This is a genomic window from Flavobacterium sp. LC2016-23, from assembly GCF_009674775.1.
Lineage (GTDB): Bacteria > Bacteroidota > Bacteroidia > Flavobacteriales > Flavobacteriaceae > Flavobacterium.
In genome coordinates this window covers 137,210-154,853 of record NZ_WKKE01000012.1, presented here as the reverse complement: position 1 = coordinate 154,853, position 17,644 = coordinate 137,210, and the positions used below count along the sequence as shown (strand labels likewise).

The following is a 17,644-nucleotide window of genomic DNA, read 5'->3' as shown; positions in this document are numbered from 1 at the left end:
ATCATCATAAAAATACAAATTGTACATGAAATATACATTATTTTGCTTGCTGCTCCTTCCGTTTTTAGGCTTTTCACAGACAGGCACTTCCCTGAAAGACCCCAATTCCACCGAAGATTCAGGAGAATACTTTGGAGGTGCGGTAAAGTCTGTTTACAAGCAGCATAAGTTTCCCAGTTTCAACAACAGCATCAATCTCGTCTACAACCGCGGAAGATGGAAAGTCAATTCGAGTATCAGTTACGGACGGGAGAAATTTTTCAGGGAAAATGATGTGAGTACTTTTTTTTCCGATGCCTCCTTTATTGGTTCGGGAACAACCGATTACGACTTTAACAGTTTCGTGACTTTTATTGATGTGCAGTACAAGATTTCAAAAAAGACAAAAATAAATGTCTCCTCGATGAATGATACGTACGAGAATATATTAGATACCAAAACAAACATCGATATCTATAACAGCCCCGACGTATTAGACCGCTATTATACAGGAAGCAAAAAGTTAATTTCGAACCTGAAACGCAATTCCCTGAATGCGCTGTTACGTCATGATTTTAATGAAAAGGAATTTTTAACCATAGAAGCAGACTGGCTTCAGAGACCCTGGGATTACAATCAAAATACCTATGGCCAGGATTATGATGTAAATGGTGCAGCAATTCCCAATCGCAATTATACCGTTTACCATGACGGGCGGACAGATCTGAATATCTATACGCTGAATGGTTTGTATCATGTTCCCACAAGGTTGTTCGATCTGACAGTTGGCGGCAAATGGATCTACATTGAATCCGATTATGTCATCAGGAATTTCAGGAAGTACGATGCCGATTATGTGCAGAATTTAGCGTTGTCACCCACGTGTACCTATATTGAAAACAGACAAATTATATTTTCAGATTTTAAAAAGAATTTTGGAAAACTGGATCTTCAGGTTGGGTTTAAACTCGAAAACACCATTATCAACGGTAATGTTGCGGACGTTAACGCTAAAAAAGCTCTGGACGATAACTATATAAAGCTGTTTCCGTCAGCAAATGTAAGCTACAATTTTGATGATCAGAAGAAGTTAAGTTTTGCCTTTTCGCAGTTTTACAACAGGCCGTTATACCGATTTATAAACCCCTCCCTGGGCATTTATAATGCGTATGAGACGTATTTGGGAAATCCGTTTTTAAAGCCGTCGCTAACCAGCAATTTCAATCTGGTCTATGCTTTTAAATCACAATACGACCTGGGATTTTCCTATTCGAAAACAAAAGACAATTTCTGGTCGCTGCCCAATTATACGGCAGACCATGTCGTAGAGCATAAAGTAGTCAGCTATATGGATTTAAATACGTTTCAGGTTTCAGCTAACGGAGTCTTAAAATATAATACTGCTGTTGAAACGAATTTTCAGTTACAGGGATTCTACAAGCTGAATAAATCCCTGGTGCCCGTTATCGATGATCTGGATGTCTGGGGCTGGTACGGTATGGTCAACAATCAGGTGTATTTCAATCCGGAGAAAAACATTTCCGCTAACCTTAATTTCTGGTACCGTTCTAAAAACATCAGCCAGGAAGCCATGATCAGCAAACAATGTGCACTGGATTTCGGAATGAAATTTTTATTGCTCCAAAAAGCTTTCATCCTCGAAGTAAATGTTACCGATATTTTAAAATCAATGAACGAATACAAAGTATCAACAGTGGACAATGTCAGGCAGACCTTTAGGAACTATCAGGATCCAAGGGCTTTCAGGATTTCGGCCACCTATAAATTTGGAAATAGGAAATTAAATTACGCAGAAAGAATAGCCGAAAACGCCACAGACCATTCCAGATAAAAACTAAAAATATGCAGCTTTTTTTACTACACTTTGCCGGAGGAAATGTTTTTTCATTTGAATTTCTCAGAAAGGAGATCACCCACCTCGATTTCATTCCCCTTGAATTACCGGGAAGAGGTAAAAGGCACAAAGAAGACTTAATTAAGAATAAGGATCAGGCCATTGCAGATTATTGTCAACAGATTAAATCTTTGAGAAACGGAGCCCCTTATCTGCTCTACGGGCACAGTATGGGAGCCACTTTGGGACTTTCCGTAGCCGCAAAAATGGAAATTGCGGGAGATGCGTCCCAGGCACTTGTTGTTTCCGGAAATGCAGGTCCCGGGATTAAAAAAAGCAGCAATGTCCTGCGTCACCAACTGGATGATTTCAATTTTAAAAAAGAACTGCTGAGTCTGGGCGGTATTCCGGCAGGAATAAGCGAAAACGAAGAATTATTTGATTATTTCCTGCCCATTATGAGAGCCGATTTTGAGTGTCTGGAAAAAGATCCTTTTTCCGAAAAAGGTCTCAAATTAAACATCCCGATACATGCCGTAATGGGTGTTGAGGAAGAAACCTGCCAGGAGATCGAAAACTGGAAAAATTTCACTGACGGTACGTTTACCTCTGAGATATGGAGCGGCAACCATTTTTTTATCCACCGTAATGCTGCGGCATTAGCACAGATTTTCACAAGTATCTTTCAAAAACAAATAACCAATCAAAATACAAACTACTATGTTTAAATTAAAATTTTCCTACGTCATTTATCTGTTGCTTTACGCAATACCCAACACGATTCTGAGCTTCGGAATTGTTTATATCATTAATAATGTGATTTCCGGAAAAACAGAATTCTTAACCGATTATATGGGGATTGTATTTGTTTCCACTGTGATCTATACGTATTTACTAAATATTGTTTTCCAGAAGAAAATCAATAAATACTCTTTTGAAGTATTGTATGAAAACGAGAAAAAAATCTTCGACAAAATATTAAAAGCCCCTTTAATTACCTTAGAAAAACTGGGCTCGCAGCGCTTTTATACCGCCATAGAAGATTTAAGGATTTTCGCGACTTTTCCTGAAGTGGTCACCCATACGATCAATTCTTTACTCATGTTGTTGCTCTGTATGATTTACTTGTTTACACTGTCCGTTTCAGCGGCTTTAGTGGTGGTGGGTTTAATTATCCTGATCGCTGTCACCTATTTTTTGGTAATCAGTACGATGTCGCAAAAAGTAGCCCATCTCAGAAAGTACAATGAGCATTATTACAAATACGTAGACGATGTCATAAAAGGATTCAAAGGATTTAAGTTAAGTACCCACAGAAGGGAAAAATTAATGCAGGACCATTTGTCACCGAATCGGGAAAATGCCAAAATACTGGATTTTAATATCAACTATGTTTTTTTATCCATCAACTTAATCAGTCAGTACGGGCTGTATCTGGTTATTGGAGCCATTCTGTTTTTATTGCCCGAGATTGGATTGTTACAAAGAGAAGATGTGATTTCATACGTCGTTATTCTATTATTTGTTTCAGGCCCTATTAACAACCTGATCAATATGCAGAATGTGTATACCAGACTGACTGTTGCCAATAACCGAATCAAGAAATTTTTAAAGGATTTTGACAGTTCAGAGGTAACCGTAACCCTTAAAACTGTAGATACCGAAGCTTTTAGTTCGCTACGATTTAATCAGATTCATTTTGAATATGAAAACAATGCTGCCGAAAAAACATTTGCCTTAGGACCTGTTAATCTTTCAATAGAAAAAGGAGAAATGATCTTTATAATTGGCGGAAACGGCAGTGGAAAAAGTACTTTTATCAACATACTGACCGGCTTGTATCAGCCTACGGAAGGGGAAATAATTGTAAACGAACAAAAAAACACTACGGGAAAAACAACAACACAGAACCTGATATCGGCAGTTTTCACGGACAATCACATATTTTCCAATAATTACGATGCGTACACTTTAGAAAATAATAAGGAATATCAGGAGTTGCTCCGCATCATGGAGCTGGACAAAGTCATTACCGATGATAAGGAAGATTCGGCAAGAAGGCCTTTTTCGAAAGGGCAGGGGAAAAGAATGTCATTGATTTTTGCACTCCTGGAAGACAAGCCAATTCTGGTATTAGACGAATGGGCAGCCGATCAGGATCCGCATTTCAGGAAATATTTCTACGAAAATTTACTGCCCAAGTTAAAACAGGAAGGAAAAACCATTATCGCAGTAACGCATGATGACGCTTATTTCAGGTATGCAGACCGAATCCTGAAATTTGATTATGGAGAAATTGTAAAAGATTTCAAAGTAAAAGACGAAACCCTGCACACAGAAAGCTTATGGCATAATGAAGTGTAGCGCCCGGAGATAAATGAGGCAGAAGCCGCAATTTCACAGATCACATTTTTATAATACAGACTATTAAATACCACACTTTTCAATGAGACTAACGCTTCCACAACAAGATGTTTATTTCGAGCAATTATTATTCCCTAAGGATCCCATTTATAATATTGGGGCCAAAATCGAAATTAAAGGAGTTATAGATACGGAGGCTTTTAAAAAAGCCTACACTACGCTTATTGATCAGCACGATACCTACAGAAGCATACTGGTGAAAAATCAGGAGGAGATAGCAATCAGTGTAGTAGAGGAGCATGATTCCCAACTTGGATTTGTAGATTTCTCCGATCGTGTGAATCCTGAAGAAGAAGCTGCAATTTACATGCAAAAGGAGTTTAGAAAACCTTTTGATTTATTTGATGAAAAGCTCTTGCATGTTTTTACTTTGGTTAAAGTGAAAGAAGATTTCCATTACCTGTTTTCCGTTTACCATCATATCATTACTGATGGCTGGGGTACGTCTTTAATGTTTCAGAGACTGGTACAGAATTATAATGAAATCCGGGAATTCGGGCATGTGACAACCACTTATCCGTTTAGTTATAAGGATTTTATGGAAGACGACCATGAGTACCAGAACGCTGCAGCTTTTTTGGAAGATAAAAAGTACTGGGTAGACAAATTTAAAGTACTGCCGGAGGCACTGTTGGAAAAAGAATTTTTATCTGATGGAATAGAAAACAATAAAAGCAGCCGTAAAGAACTGATTATTAAAAGAGAAGTATACAACCTGATCAACCAGTTGGCGGATGCCTGTAAATGCTCGTCTTTTCATTTGATCTTAGCTATTTTGTATGCCTATTTCGGAAGGAAACATCAAAATACGGATTTTGCTATTGGTTTACCCGTTTTAAACAGAAGTAAAGCGAAATACAAGAAAACAGTAGGCCTTTTTATGGGAATCGCACCGCTGCGGCTTTCGCTGGATTTCGATATGACTTTCGAAGATTTAATCATCCTGATCAAAAATCAATTGCGGGCCGATTACCGTCACCAGCGCTTTCCTTTGGGGAAACTCATCCAGGAATTGCAGGTTTTTACCGAAAAAGAAAAAATATTCAATATTACGCTTTCTTATGAAAAGCAAAATTACGCCACCGATTTCAATAATACCCAAACCCGCGTAATTCCGCTTACCCATGAGTCAGAGCGGGTAGCCCTGGCCATTTATATCCGCGAATTCGATGAATCGGAAGATGTAAAAATTGATTTCGATTACAATTTAAATTATTTCAATGAAGCTCGAATTACGCAGACCGTCCATCATTTTGAAAACCTGCTTAACAACATTTTAGCCGATCCGGACAAAAAGTTAAAAGAACTCACGTATCTAACCAAAGACGAAAGAAACCGGGTTTTAGAAACCTTCAATGCTACAAAAACCGAGTATCCAAAAGAGTTTACCTTACTGGATATATTTCAGCAGCAGGTTGAAAATTTTCCCGGAAAAGAAGCTTTAAAAGACGAAGACAGGTCGTACTCGTATGCCGAGCTCCATAAATTATCCAATCAGATAGCGCAATATCTGTTAACTACTTATGGAAAAAAAGATAAATCTCCTATTGCGGTTTTATTAGAGCGATCGGCTAATATGGTGGTAGTTTTATTAGGCATATTAAAATCGGGAAGATCTTATATCCCGTTAGACCCCACATTTCCGGAAGACCGTCTCAATTACATTATTGACAACAGTCAGAGTAAAATACTGATTACTGAAAAAGATTATTCCCTAAACACCTCCGGTGAGGTAAGGGTAGTAGCATTAGAGAGCATTTTGGAAGGAATCGATATTTTTAACGGAACGCCGGGAAAAGTAGTTTCTCCTAAAGATACAGCTTATATTATCTATACTTCCGGTTCAACAGGAAACCCAAAAGGAGTAGAAATTGGTCATCAGGCATTGCTTAATTTTTTAATCAGCATTCAACAAAAACCGGGAGTTGGATTACACGATACCTTTTTTTCGGTAACGACCTATTCCTTTGATATTTCGATACTAGAGTTTTTCGTGCCGTTACTGTCAGGAGCTACTTTGTACGTGGCCAATCAGAGTGTTTTGGCCGATCCGAATTTGATTATTCAAAAAATAGAAGAGATACAGCCTACGATCATTCAGGCCACACCAAGTTTTTACCAGATGTTGTTTCACGCCGGCTGGCAGGGCGATAAGCGATTAAAAGTACTGTGCGGTGGGGATTTATTGAGTGAAGCACTGGCAGAAAAACTAATCCGGAATAGTCTGGAAATTTGGAACATGTACGGGCCAACAGAAACTACGATTTGGTCCAGTATTAAAAAAATAGAGCATTTTAGGGATGCCTCAAATATTGGAAAACCAATCAACAACACGCAGTTTTATATTCTCGATGAATTTTTAAGCCCTAAACCGATAGGAATTCCCGGAGCCATTTACATAGCAGGCGATGGACTCGCCAAAGGTTATTATAAAAATGAAGAACTAACAAACGGAAAATTCATTGTAAATCCCTTTGACAACAGTAGTTTGCTCTACGAAACCGGCGATGTCGGAAAATGGAATGATAATGGAGAAATTACATTTTTGGGAAGAAATGACAATCAGGTCAAGATCAGAGGCTATAGAATCGAACTTGGCGATATAGAGACGCAGTTAAATCAGATAGAAGGGGTTCAGAATTCGGTGGTAATTGCCAAAAAAGGAGCGCAGCAGGAAGCTTTTCTGGTCGCTTATTTTCTTAAAAACCGGGAAATCGGTGTGGAACAGATTAAGACAGCCTTAAAAATGACTCTTCCATATTATATGATTCCGAACGTGATTGTTCCTTTGGAAGAATTTCCGCTTACTCCAAACCAAAAAATAGACCGGAAATCTTTGTCGAAAAGAGCCATTACAAAGGATACCGACTACGACGATTTTAAAGCTCCCGTTTCAGATTTAGAAAAAACACTTGCTGCCTACTGGAAAGAAGTATTAAATACGAAAGAACCGATAAGTGTTCATGATAATTTTTTTGCTTTAGGCGGTCATTCTCTAAATGCGGTAAAATTGATTGGTCTGGTAACGAAGCAGCTTTCACTTGATATTTCCCTGAAAACGATTTTTGATTATCCTACAATTGAATTGCTGGCGCATTATCTGCAAAAACTAGTTCCCAATCCGCCTGGGGGTATTATATTATCCGAAATAAAAGAGTTTTACGCTTTAACCGCGCCACAATACCATATCTGGCTGGCTTCCCAACAAAAAAACACTTCCATAGCCTACAATATGTTTGCCGCTTACAGTCTGGAAGGAAACGTGAATACGGATAAAATTGCTGCTGCAATTCGTAAAATTATCAGGAAACATGAAATCCTGAGAACGAATTTTACTGAAATAAACGGAATTCCTTATCAGAAAATTAATCCTTTTGAAAAGGTACATTTTTCCATTTCGGTCTCTGAAGCAGGTGATGAAAAAGTAACGGAAATGATTCATAAAGTAAATGATACCCCTTTCGATTTAGAAACAGATGTACTGCTAAGAGTACAGCTAATCAGGGCGGAAGAGAATAAAAATCTACTGCTTTTTTGTACACATCACATTATAATGGATGGTTTATCGCTGGAAATTTTCATTACCGAATTTATTGAAAATTATAAGGAGACCAATTCTTCGGAAACAACAAAAGAGGCTGCTTTGCAATTTCAGTTTAAAGATTATTCGGAATGGTTCAATAAAACGGTAGAAGATAACGCCGCCCAAAATGAGGCTTTCTGGAAAAAGTACCTGCACAATTACCATCCTAAGGATTCCTTTGACCGGGATTTTGAGAACAGGCAAAACGAGCAGGGCGGAGGCAAATATTGGTTTGAACTCAAGCCGGATACGGCCATGGCTTTAAAGAAATTAGCGCTTGACGAGCAGGTTACTTTTTATACCGTTTTAACAGCAGCTTTAAATGTACTGATTTCCAAATTTTCAAACCGTACTGATATTTGTATTGCAACCGCTAACTCAGGCAGAAATATTCCGGAACTGAACAATCAGATTGGAATGTTTGTGAAAACATTGATTTTAAGAACGCAATTAGAGCAGGAACAAAGCTTTACAGCCTTATTGAAAAATACGCAAAGAAATTTATTAGCGATTAATGAGTATCAGAATGTTCCGTTTGATAAAATCCCGCCGGCTGTTTTTGATCTTATGCTGGTGTACCAGAATCCGGAATTTTCCTTTGAAAGCAGTATTGAATTAAACGACCTAAAACTGACATCTTACCCGATGGAAAGCAAATACAGCAGGATGCCTATAGTATTTAATTTATTCGAAAGTGAAAATACGCTAAAAGGAATTATAGATTATAATACTGATCTGTTTGATAAGAATACCATACAGGTCATTGGAGCCAGTTACAGTACTCTTTTAAGCGAAATAGTAAAAAATCCGGCTACGACATTAGAGGCAATCGATATTAGAATAGAATGGGAGAAAAATACCGTGTCTGATTTTGATTTTAACTTCTGATAAACCACTATAGTTTTGATTTATATCTATTATGCTTATCTGTCGGAAGAAAATCACGAAAGTTTGCTGCGAAATAATCTGCTGCATTTTTCAGAAGAATACCAGCAAAAAATTAAGCGGTTCAGAAGATGGCAGGATGCACAATTATCGCTTTTGGGCCGGATATTATTGTTTACAGGGATGAAGGAATTTGGTTTGCAGGGTTCTCACAATAAAGAAATCCGATACACCAGATACAACAAACCTTATTTTGAAAATAATGCCCTGCAGTTTAATATTTCGCATTCGGGTGAAATCGTGGTTTGTGCCCTAAGCAGGGTAACCGAAATAGGAATTGATATTGAAATCATGTCCGACCTGATAATCGATGATTTTAAATTTCAGATGACTAAAAACGAATGGGACAAAATCAGTAATTCCGGCAATCAGAAAAATGCCTTTTTTGAGTATTGGACACAGAAGGAAGCGGTTATAAAAGCTCATGGCCACGGATTATCGATTCCCTTGAAATCCTTCGAAATTGTAGACTACAAAACCAGTATTGAGGGAGAAGAATACTACCTGAAAGAACTAAAAATAGATGAGAAGTACAAATGTATGATCTCCTCCAAAACGAATATGAATGATGTTGTGTTGAAAAACATATCTAAACCAATAATTTAACTGAAATAAAATGAAAAATCTATTACGACTATTTGTATTGCTCTGCCTTTTACCTGCTTGTTCGTTTGCTCAGACGAATGGTTTTAAATTCGAAAAAACAACCACTTTTTTCCCCGAACAAAAAACGATCAATGAGGAAAATATAGAATGGGGGTACTTAACAGTTCCTGAAAATTGGGACAAACCCGAAGGCAAAACAATTAAAATAGCAGTCGCGGTTTTAAAAAGCACCTCCAAAAAAGCAGATACGAATCCCGTGATTTATATTGAAGGCGGGCCGGGAGCAGGAGGGATTAAGGGCATCTGGGGCTGGCTGAAACATCCTTTAAGAAGCAGTAGTACTATTATTTTGGCAGATGTAAGAGGAACCGGTTTTTCGCTTCCTAAATTCTGTCCCGACTTAGGAAAAAAATTCCTGGAAATACTCGCCAAAAATCAAAAGGCAACGCAGGATGAACAGCAAAAAACAATTGCAGCAGCAGCTTGTAAACAGGACCTGCTAAACAGGGATATTGATTTAAACGCCTACAATAGCAAGTCAATAGCCAAAGACCTCAATGCTTTAAAAAAGGCCTTAGGCTATCAAAATTGGAATGTATACGGTACTTCTTACGGAACCTATACCGCTCAGGTCTACGCAAATGATTTCCCTGAAGACATTAAGTCCTTAATTCTGGATTCTTCTATTTCAGATATTTCCAGCTATTATAACCAGAATACGACCAACTACGCCAATAGTTTAGAAAAAGTTTTTAGTGCCTGTAAAAACGATCCGACTTGCAACAAACAATACCCGTATTTAGAAAATGTCTATTATGAAACACTGGAAAAATTAGAGAAAAATCCAATTACCGTAAAAGTAGATAAGAAAATTATTCCTGCCGGTGCCTTCACGTATAATGCGGAGGATTTTAAAATTGCTATCCAGCAGGCTCTTTACCAAAAGAAATTAATCGAACTGTTGCCCTTGCTGATCACCGAATTCAACAGAGGGGACAAAAATACCTTAAGTGCACTGGTAGCGGCTTTTTCCGGAGCATTGGGATTAGATTACGGACAATATTACTGTGTGAGCTGCAACGAAACGGTACCTTCTAATTCTATTGCAGCGTTTGATGCGAATGCAGCCCAATACCAAAAATTAAAAGGCGGCTTGTCTTTTTATAAATCAGACTTTTTGGTGTGTGACAAATGGAATTTGGGAGGTGTAACAAAATCGAAATCCACGTATGATTTATCGAATCTGTCAGCCGTAAAAGCACCGGTCTTAGTACTTGCGGGAGCATTTGATCCGATTACTCCGGCTTCCAACGGAAAGGTGACAGTAGGTCGATTCAAAAACGGATTTTTAGTGAATGCCCCTGTTTTTGGACATGCTCCCGGTTTTTCTAAAATTGGAGCTAAAATTATAGGTGATTTTGTAGGCAATCCGAATAAAAAACCGGACATAAGTGGCTTTCAGTCCGTGGCTAAAGTAAATTTTATTACAGATGTAAAATTAAGCGGAGGAGTTTCAAATTTTGCCAATAGTCTCAACGGTTTTAATCTTTTGTTTTTCGCGCCCTTTCTAATTGCTTTTCTCATTTTACTGGTTTCTGTTTTTGGACTGATTTACGGTTTTATAAAAAAAGAAATCACTACTAAGACCAATAAAGGAATCAGGGCTTTAATTGTAATTACGTCCTTATTAGGCCTCTTTACTATCATCGGATTTGTTCTGGCGATAAACGATACTGCACAGGATAATTTTTACATACTTGCTTTTGGAATGCGCAGCCAGTTTGGTTATTTGTTCATCGTGCAATGGTTTTTTATCGCATTTACTTTATTTTCAATTCTTTATTTTGCTTTTAAAATCAGCTCCGTTTCAAATGCAGGCGTTATTTCTACCATCTTGTTCTCTTTAATTCTGGTAGGGGTTTACTTTCAATATTGGGGCTTTTTGCTTTAATTTAACCGCAAGGCACCCAAAGGTTTTTTGATTATAGAATTCTATAATAAACGCAAAGTTCGCAAAGCTGTAACAGATAAAGCTTTGCGAACTTTGCGTTTTTAAGCACAATATCAGGATAAAAAACTTTGCTTGCCTTGCGGTTAAATCAATTTTAACGCAAAGTCAGAAGTTTGGAATTTTTTACTTGGAATTTATCATTTCAAGTATTTTTTCCACTGTTTTAATTCCGTACAGGAACCTTAATCTCATTGTAAGGCTTGTCTTCAAGTATAGATTTTATGGAATCACTAATAGCCTTTAAATTATTTTGTTTGTTATTGCTCATTAAAATAATGGTAAAATCAGGATTACTGATTAATAAAGCCTGATAATTAAAAGCAGCGCCATCGTGTATGTGGCTGAATACTTTCCCGTTTTCAACACTTCCTTCTCCAAGACCTGTCTGATTTCCTTCAGAAAAAGGGATAAAAATTTCTGCTGTTGATTCTTTGGTAATCAGTTTAAATGAATTAACGGCTTCCGACCATTTGTAAAAATCTTCTAAATTTAATGCCGTCCAGCCTGAAATATTATACTTAATAACATCCTGTTTTCCTTTATTATTAAACGATTTAGCGAACTGTTTCTCTTTTTCATCAGGATCAACAAGTCCATCTTTTATTCCGATTGGTCGAAGTAGTTTTTTTACAACAAAAACATTGAACGGCAGCTGCGTTATCTTTTCGATAATTCTCCTTTGCAGAAATACGTTATTGTTATTATAATCGTACTTGGTTCCCGGTTCAAAATCAAGAGATTCCGTTTTTTTTAATTCCGTCATGTTGTCGGAATCCTGATTGACTTCACTCCATTTTATTTGCGGGAGGCCGCTTGTATATTGAAGCAGGTGTATTATTTTAATTTTACTGGCCCATGAAGGAAGCTCGGGAAGGAACCTGGAAACAGGATCATCCAGTTTTAACTTTCCTTGTTCTTTTAGCATCATAATACCGACCGCATTAAATTCTTTGGCGATCGAACCGATATGAAAACGGTACTTTTTATTTAATGCAAGAGTACCACTGGCATCTGCCTGTCCAAAGGCTTTTTCGTATATAATTTTTCCGTTTTGCGAAATTAAAACGTTCCCGTTGAAGGCTTTCGAATGTTGTGCCTTTAGAAATAAACTGTCAAGATTTGCTTCTTTGTGAGAGGTTTGACTGTAACAATGGCTAAAAGTTATTAGCAATATCGTAAAAAGTAAAATGCTGTTTTTTAGATTCCTATCCATTTTATAAATTTAAACAAACATAAGTTGCATCAAAAAATATTTTCGGGTACTTCGTAATTTAAACGAAAAGGTATCCCTAATTTGATTTTTACATTCCTTTTTTAATAAGTCTTACTTATTCAATAGGAATACAAAAATCTACAATGCTAATTTTTTCGGGATGTTCATTAAAATTATTATAATAAATTTCATAAGGATTCCGGTCTGCTTTTTTATATCCGTTTTCACTCATCCAGATAAAAAGACTACTCCAGGATTTTTCAAATTCATGAATACCAATTTCAAAATGGCCCACAATACATTTTCCTTTTTCAAGCGTAGTCAGGCCAATTTCGCCGTTCACTTCCACTTTTTCTTCCAGCGAAATACAGGCACTCATTCTGACTTTATCAGCTTCGGTAATTTTAAAACTATCGTGATAAATGGTCACTACTTTTAAGTTTTTATTTTCTAAAAGCCCTTTTGGAGTGGCCCATTTTATTAATTTGGCATAGGTATTTTCCATTCCTTTAGGCCCGATTTGCGTAATAAAGGCTAAATCTAATTGAGGCATTTCTTTAATTTCAATTTTTGCTTTCATTTTAATCCAGTTAATATGATTAGTAATGTTGCAAATATAAGCAGCCAATGATCCGCCTTCTTGTCCGTTCTTGCTTTCTGTTTTACCGATCTTGCTAAATTTATAGCGATTGTTTTTTCTAAATTCTGATGGACTCAGACCATAAAATTTTTTGAAAGTTCTGGTAAACGATGAATTACTATTAAATCCGTGCTGTAATGAAAGTTCAGAAATGGACACTTCTCTTTGATGTAAAAGTACTGCCGCCGCTTTTTCAACTCTTTTGCGTGTAATGTATTCGTTCAGGGTTTCGTTGGTGATGGCTTTAAAAATCCTGTGCAAATGAAAAGGAGAATAAAACCCAATAGCAGCAAGGGTTTCCAAATTCAGTTCCTGGTCTAAATGCTCATCAATAAAAAGGAATATGTTGTTAATTCGTTTAATGTAATCTTCTTTCATTTTCAGTTTATAAGGAATACAAAAAGTTTAAATATCACTTTGCAAACATTGTGGTTAAATTTAGATTTTAAATTTAATTTAGCATAAGAAAAATCAATTAAAGAAGTAACTTTTTAGAAATTCTAAGCCTTCGACTTCGCTCAGGGTGACAGCAGGTTTCATAAAATAAAAAATATTAAATTTTAACCGCAAGGCACGCAAAGGATTTTTTATTTATAGGATTCTATACAAACGCAAGGTTCGCAAAGCTTTATGTGTTACAGCTTTGCGAACCTTGCGTTTGTAAGCACACTAACAGGATAAAAAAACTCTGCGTGCCTTGCGGTTAAATCAATTTTACCCTAAATCATAGAAGTTTGGAATTTGGATTTTTTTTATTTGGAATTTATTACTTCAGGCACCTTCCACGTGGTTCATCACCTTCATGAAGCACAACTTCAGAATGAAGGAATTGCGCAGCATCGGCCGAATCTTTGACTTTCACGGCACTGCGTTCTAACATTTCCGATTCAAATTCGGTTAACACACTTTCCCTTAGACCGGCTTTTCTCCATTGCGACAAAGGTCTGCAGCCTCTTGCGATTCCGCGGGCCAGTGACAGTGCATCCAAAAGGGCCTGATTCGCTCCCTGTCCTTTAAATGGACTCATTGGGTGCGCTGCATCTCCAATTAGTGTTATCTGGTTTCCCTTCTCCAACAATTCAGAATGAAGTAATTCGCGATCGTATACCGGATAACCGCAAACCTGAGCTGCGAGCGTTGCGGCCATAATCTGCGGAATCGGATCATGCCATTGCGTTCTGCGACAGGCCTCTTCCTTCAGTGCCTGAGGTCCCTGGGTACTTAACGCCTTAGCTTCTTCTTCGGACATTGGAAAACTAAGCTGCCACATTACGGAGTCTGCCGTATAAGGCATCATATAAATACGCTCATTGCCATTGGCCGTCTGAAATACCGTAGCCGAATCCAGTAACGGACTGTCTATACCTTCGAGGGCTTCTAAAGGGCAAATACCCAATATCACAATACAATCGAGGTAACGTAAAGGGGTAACATCGTCACCAATCAACAGCCTGCGCACCGAACTGCGAATACCGTCGGCTCCTACCACAAGATCTGCCCTGAAGTGCTTGATTTCTCCATTCACCTGAAAGTTCAGTACTACGCCTTCGCCTTCAGATTCTTTAAAATCGATTAACTGATGTCCCCATTGTATTTTGTCTTCTCCGCCAAGTTGCTCCAGCAGTGCCAGACGCAAAGCTTGTCGTGCAATATGTATATTCGAACGTTTCGTAAAGTTTTTTACCTCTGAAGGTATCCATTTTCTGACTCCCCATTCCCCAATCACTTTTCCGTCTGTGGTATGAACAAGATGTCTGGTTGAAATCACGCCTTTGTCTAAGGAGAAAATACCCAATCCTTCTATTGCTCTACTGGCTTGCTGCAAAGTAAGTCCATAACCCTGAGAACGTGCTTCAAAGTTATCATCACGTTCAAAAAGTGTAAAAGGGATCCCGCGGTGCAGACAGGCTACAGCCAAAGCCACGCCACCAATACCGCCTCCAATGATAGCAACATGCGGGTAATTTTCTGTATCAGCTTCAGGAAAACTGTCTGAAGGAATTAATCCGGATCCCGAACAGTCCGGACAGGAGTAGAGGTTGGCTTTCGGTCGTATAGGAGGAGTTCCTTCTCCATTTGTTTTTTCAAATTGATCTAATTCGATCTGGTAGAGGAGTCGTACTTTCTTGCTGAGCCTCCGGCTTTTTTTACCGCGTCCCTGGCATTCGGGACAAATAGTCCAGCAGGCTTGTTCGTTTTCTGATTTTTCCAATTTTTTTAACTCCATTCTCATGCTCTTTATAAAAAACTTAGCCGTTTGTAACAACTGCACAAATTTAGGATAAAAGATAAGGAGTATGAAACTACTTTAGAATTTTATCGTGTCTGCGTACAAAAAACAAAGCTTCATTATTTCTAATGGAGCTTTGGTCAGATTTGTATAAAATTTTATCGCTTATAATAGGCAACAATACTCGCTTTTGCTAATGTATTATTCCAAAGATTAAAACCAACAATAGCAGGATTGGTATTTTCAGTAAGTTCCAATTTATCTGTTTTTAAAGCATAAACCGTTATGATGTATTCATGAAATCCGTGACCTTCGGGAGGACAAGGTCCGCCGAATCCTTTTATACCATAATCGGTTACGCTTTGAATAGCACCTTTTGGGAATAAATTCAGAGAAACATTTCCTGCATTTGTTACGATTTCATTCACATTCGACGGAATATTAAACGCAATCCAGTGCCAAAAACCACTGCCGGTAGGAGCATCCGGATCATACATCGTGATGGCGAAGCTTTTTGTTCCTTCCGGAGCATTTTTCCATAGCAATTGAGGAGACTGATTTTCTCCGGAACAGCCAAATCCGTTGAATTCAAGTGCTTTTGTTCCCTGACCTCCCAAATCCTTGCTTGAAAGCGTAAATGTTCTTTGTGCGAAAAGTGTAGTTGAAAAAATAACAGACACTGCTAAAAGTAAATTTGCTAATTTCATTTTATAATTATTTAAATGTTCAGGCAAATTTAAGACAGGGCAGGCCTTGAAAATTATAGAATACTGTTCAAAAAGTGTTGCTAAAAGCTCAAATTTTATGATGGTGTTTTGGCGTAGTACCATATTTTGATTTATAGGCCTGTATAAAGCTTGATAAGTTTTCATACCCAACTTCAAAATAGATTTCCGACGGACTTTTCTGTTCCTGATCTAATAAATAGTAAGCGTATTCTAATCTCTTGTTCTGAAACCATTTGATCGGAGATTCGCCATAGTATTTTTCAAATTCCCTTTTAAATTTCGAAACACTCATGTCACATAAAAAAGCCAGCTCTTTCAGAGTTAATTTGCTAAACTGATTGTTTTCAATTGTTCGAATGAACTTTTGAGAAATATCGTTACTGTTCGTTAGTAATGAGTCAAGAAAAGCTGTACCATATTTTTCGATCAGATATAACATTATTTCTTCGAATTTGACTTCCAGTAACTTTGTTTTTGTAGTAGTGGAAAGCACAGAAATATCTAATAAACTGTTTACAAATCTTTGTATAAAAGGATCATAACTAAATGCCATTACAGAAGGAGGATTTGAGAGTTCTGTTTTATATATCTCCAGTTTACGAATGAATTTTAATACAATTTCATTAGAAAAGAAAAGCAGCACACTTCTGTAATTATTTACATCTGAAAGTTTTTCAGTCATGAGACAATGACCGGATTTCATCACTAAAAATTTGGAATTGTCGATCGATAGAGAAGAATTGTTAAAAACAACTTCTTTTGTGCCTTCCATCAGAAAGCTCAATGCATTTTGATTTAGAATTATTTGCTGTCTGCAAATTTCTTCCGAATTATAATAGTCGTAAACTCCTATCAATGGTGAAGAAAGTAAATCTAATTGGTCAGGAATTGTGATTATTTTCATTTTGTTTTACAGTTTTCAATCTTTGTTTTACGATACTATGCAGGGAAGTGTTCAAAAATAGGATTATTTGTCTAATTAATAATGACTGTTCATTTATATTAGTGAAATAAAAGAAGCAGATAAATACTTAATTGATCTTTACTTTCAGAATGTCCGACAAGTATATATATTCGAAAATCTTTTACCTTTATCCGAAACTATACTTTTAAGAAATGAAAAACGACGGACTGAACAAAATGAGTGACGAACAATTACTCAAATACCAGCAAACATTAAGAATTGTAACTTATATGCTTATAGTCGCTATCCTGGCATTGTTGGTTATCAATATTTTGAAAGCTATAGAAAAAGGAGTTAATTCTTTCAGTATTATTCCCATTGCATTAGTTCCTATTGCCATAGTCAATTTTAAAACGCTGAGAGAAATAAAAAAGGAAAAAGGCGTGAGGAACTTAAAATAATATGACTATCCGTTACTTGTACCAATTTTGAGAATGGTACACGGATGACACGGATTTAAACCGAT

The 17,644-nt window shown here is 37.2% G+C and carries 12 protein-coding genes; 7 read left to right on the top strand and 5 right to left on the bottom strand.

The features are described from left to right. Positions 1-25 precede the first annotated feature (25 nt). The 6 genes from GJU43_RS12230 (at position 26) to GJU43_RS12205 (ending at position 11,343) form a co-directional block, all read left to right on the top strand. Positions 26-1,831, top strand: coding sequence for an outer membrane beta-barrel family protein (locus tag GJU43_RS12230; RefSeq protein ID WP_154341037.1), 1,806 nt, complete (start codon positions 26-28; stop codon positions 1,829-1,831). Positions 1,832-1,842: 11 nt separating this feature from the next. Then, positions 1,843-2,562, top strand: coding sequence for a thioesterase II family protein (locus tag GJU43_RS12225; RefSeq protein WP_154341036.1), 720 nt, complete (start codon positions 1,843-1,845; stop codon positions 2,560-2,562). Beyond that, on the top strand, positions 2,555-4,198 hold the full coding sequence (locus GJU43_RS12220; RefSeq protein WP_154341035.1) for a cyclic peptide export ABC transporter: 1,644 nt from the start codon (positions 2,555-2,557) through the stop codon (positions 4,196-4,198). The genes GJU43_RS12225 and GJU43_RS12220 overlap by 8 nt, the downstream gene beginning before the upstream one ends. An 82-nt stretch (positions 4,199-4,280) precedes the next feature. Next, positions 4,281-8,729, top strand: a complete 4,449-nt coding sequence (locus GJU43_RS12215; protein ID WP_154341034.1) for a non-ribosomal peptide synthetase — start codon at positions 4,281-4,283, stop codon at positions 8,727-8,729. A gap of 15 nt (positions 8,730-8,744) precedes the next feature. Next, positions 8,745-9,392, top strand: coding sequence for a 4'-phosphopantetheinyl transferase superfamily protein (locus tag GJU43_RS12210; RefSeq protein WP_154341033.1), 648 nt, complete (start codon positions 8,745-8,747; stop codon positions 9,390-9,392). A 10-nt stretch (positions 9,393-9,402) separates the two neighbouring features. Next, positions 9,403-11,343 (top strand): alpha/beta fold hydrolase, encoded by a 1,941-nt coding sequence (locus GJU43_RS12205; protein ID WP_154341032.1) that lies wholly within the window; start codon positions 9,403-9,405, stop codon positions 11,341-11,343. A 223-nt stretch (positions 11,344-11,566) separates the two neighbouring features. Here the strand turns inward: GJU43_RS12205 and GJU43_RS12200 are convergent, their stop codons facing one another. From GJU43_RS12200 to GJU43_RS12180, 5 genes are all read right to left on the bottom strand, one after another. Continuing rightward, positions 11,567-12,616: a serine hydrolase gene (locus GJU43_RS12200; RefSeq protein WP_154341031.1), complete on the bottom strand. Its 1,050-nt coding sequence runs from the start codon at positions 12,614-12,616 to the stop codon at positions 11,567-11,569. Positions 12,617-12,731: 115 nt separating this feature from the next. After that, complete coding sequence (locus GJU43_RS12195) at positions 12,732-13,634, bottom strand: GyrI-like domain-containing protein (RefSeq protein WP_154341030.1); 903 nt, start codon at positions 13,632-13,634, stop codon at positions 12,732-12,734. Between the two features lie 388 nt (positions 13,635-14,022). Next, positions 14,023-15,483, bottom strand: coding sequence for an NAD(P)/FAD-dependent oxidoreductase (locus GJU43_RS12190; RefSeq protein WP_229655050.1), 1,461 nt, complete (start codon positions 15,481-15,483; stop codon positions 14,023-14,025). 161 nt (positions 15,484-15,644) lie between these two features. Further along, positions 15,645-16,193 carry a YbhB/YbcL family Raf kinase inhibitor-like protein gene (locus tag GJU43_RS12185; RefSeq protein WP_154341028.1) on the bottom strand — a complete coding sequence of 183 codons (549 nt, stop codon included), beginning with the start codon at positions 16,191-16,193 and terminating at the stop codon, positions 15,645-15,647. A gap of 88 nt (positions 16,194-16,281) precedes the next feature. Next, positions 16,282-17,118, bottom strand: a complete 837-nt coding sequence (locus GJU43_RS12180; protein WP_154341027.1) for an AraC family transcriptional regulator — start codon at positions 17,116-17,118, stop codon at positions 16,282-16,284. A 212-nt stretch (positions 17,119-17,330) separates the two neighbouring features. Between GJU43_RS12180 and GJU43_RS12175 the strand changes: the two genes are divergently transcribed. Then, the gene (locus GJU43_RS12175) at positions 17,331-17,579 is read left to right on the top strand and encodes a redox-active disulfide protein 2 (RefSeq protein WP_154341026.1); all 249 of its coding nucleotides are present in this window, start codon (positions 17,331-17,333) and stop codon (positions 17,577-17,579) included. Positions 17,580-17,644: the final 65 nt, after the last annotated feature.

What these genes read in the sequence shown, in the direction of transcription:
- GJU43_RS12215 (WP_154341034.1), top strand. Translation starts at nt 4,281, where the DNA reads ATGAGACTAACGCTTCCACAACAAGATGTTTATTTCGAGCAATTATTA.
- GJU43_RS12175 (WP_154341026.1), top strand. Translation starts at nt 17,331, where the DNA reads ATGAAAAACGACGGACTGAACAAAATGAGTGACGAACAATTACTCAAA.
- GJU43_RS12200 (WP_154341031.1), bottom strand. Translation starts at nt 12,616, where the DNA reads ATGGATAGGAATCTAAAAAACAGCATTTTACTTTTTACGATATTGCTA.
- GJU43_RS12195 (WP_154341030.1), bottom strand. Translation starts at nt 13,634, where the DNA reads ATGAAAGAAGATTACATTAAACGAATTAACAACATATTCCTTTTTATT.
- GJU43_RS12230 (WP_154341037.1), top strand. Translation starts at nt 26, where the DNA reads ATGAAATATACATTATTTTGCTTGCTGCTCCTTCCGTTTTTAGGCTTT.
- GJU43_RS12180 (WP_154341027.1), bottom strand. Translation starts at nt 17,118, where the DNA reads ATGAAAATAATCACAATTCCTGACCAATTAGATTTACTTTCTTCACCA.
- GJU43_RS12225 (WP_154341036.1), top strand. Translation starts at nt 1,843, where the DNA reads ATGCAGCTTTTTTTACTACACTTTGCCGGAGGAAATGTTTTTTCATTT.
- GJU43_RS12185 (WP_154341028.1), bottom strand. Translation starts at nt 16,193, where the DNA reads ATGAAATTAGCAAATTTACTTTTAGCAGTGTCTGTTATTTTTTCAACT.
- GJU43_RS12220 (WP_154341035.1), top strand. Translation starts at nt 2,555, where the DNA reads ATGTTTAAATTAAAATTTTCCTACGTCATTTATCTGTTGCTTTACGCA.
- GJU43_RS12205 (WP_154341032.1), top strand. Translation starts at nt 9,403, where the DNA reads ATGAAAAATCTATTACGACTATTTGTATTGCTCTGCCTTTTACCTGCT.
- GJU43_RS12190 (WP_229655050.1), bottom strand. Translation starts at nt 15,483, where the DNA reads ATGGAGTTAAAAAAATTGGAAAAATCAGAAAACGAACAAGCCTGCTGG.